The organism is Microcystis sp. M53602_WE12, assembly GCF_030065455.1.
Lineage (GTDB): Bacteria > Cyanobacteriota > Cyanobacteriia > Cyanobacteriales > Microcystaceae > Microcystis > Microcystis aeruginosa.
In genome coordinates, this window is the sequence record NZ_JASJFB010000165.1 from 1 (window position 1) to 1,231 (window position 1,231).

General features: G+C 54.6%; 2 protein-coding genes. One reads left to right on the forward strand and one right to left on the reverse strand.

The features are described from left to right. Nucleotides 1-1,008: potassium-transporting ATPase subunit KdpA (gene kdpA, locus PX482_RS06495; RefSeq protein ID WP_288122214.1), on the forward strand; the 1,008-nt coding region annotated here is incomplete at its 5' end. On the opposite strand, the gene PX482_RS06500 is transcribed toward kdpA, so the two are convergent. Then, complete coding sequence (locus tag PX482_RS06500) at nt 955-1,113, reverse strand: hypothetical protein (protein ID WP_196219863.1); 159 nt, start codon at nt 1,111-1,113, stop codon at nt 955-957. The genes kdpA and PX482_RS06500 overlap by 54 nt on opposite strands. Between the last annotated feature and the right edge of the window lie 118 nt (nt 1,114-1,231).

Genomic DNA, 1,231 nt, shown 5'->3' on the forward strand with positions numbered 1-1,231 from the left:
GAAAACCCGAACGGATTCGTCAATCTGGTGCAGTTGGTGGCGATTCTCTCGATTCCCACCTCCCTGATCTATACCTACGGGGTTTTCGCCGATAATCTCAAGCAAGCTCGGTTAATCTATCTAATTCCCCTCGGTATCTTCATCGGCTTTACGATCATCACAGCGATCGGGGAATATAACGGCAACCAGGCGGTTAACTCCCTGCTAGGGGTGGAGCGAGCGGTTAACTTCGAGGGTAAAGAAGTACGCTTCGGTTGGGCGCAATCGGCCCTGTACGCGGTAACTACCACGGCCACCATGTGCGGTGCGGTGATCGCCATGCACGATTCTTTGATGCCGAACGGCGGCTTCGCCACCCTCTCGAATCTGTTCCTGCAAATCGTTTTCGGCGGCCAGGGAACCGGCACCGCCTACCTGTTTGCCTATCTGATCCTGGCGGTATTCGTCACCGGGCTAATGGTGGGGCGAACCCCCGAATTCCTCGGGCGCAAAATCGAGAAACGGGAAGTGGTGTTAGCGAGTTTTTTAATTCTGCTGGTTCACCCGATCGCCATCCTCATCCCTGGAGCGATCGCCCTTGCCTTTCCCGACTTTCAGGGCATCAGTAACCCCGGCTTTCACGGATTATCTCAAGTTATCTACGAGTACGCTTCCGCCGCCGCCAATAACGGGTCGGGATTCGAGGGACTAGGGGATTCCCAACCTGCGCCGCTTGCGATCGCATCTGGGGCGAAACCGACGATGACCGCTCTCTGGTGGAATCTCAGCGCCTCCTTTAGTTTACTGGCTGGACGGTATATCCCGATCGCCGCCCTGCTCTTGTTAGCCGATGGGATGTCCCGCAAACAACCGGTTCCCGCCACCACCGGAACCCTCCGCACCGATACCGGACTCTTTACCAGCGTGACGGCGGGGGTGATTTTAATTCTCGGTGCGCTGACTTTCTTGCCGATATTAGCCCTCGGGCCGATCGCGGAAGCCTTTCAAATCACCCGGATGATCGGCTAGGAGTTTAGACAGGGTTTGCGGCAAAAAGTTTTTCCGGGGGGTAGGGTGTGGGGTGTGGGGTGTGGGGTGTGGGGTGTGGGGTTTTACCAGTTTTGAGGTGGCCAATTACCTAATTTTCAGGGAAAAAGTGCCTAAATTTCCCCCCGATCACTCCCAGATCCAGTACTTTTTGATTGACAAAAGGTCTAAAAGTCTTACCCAACAAGGTTTTTAGATTTATTCA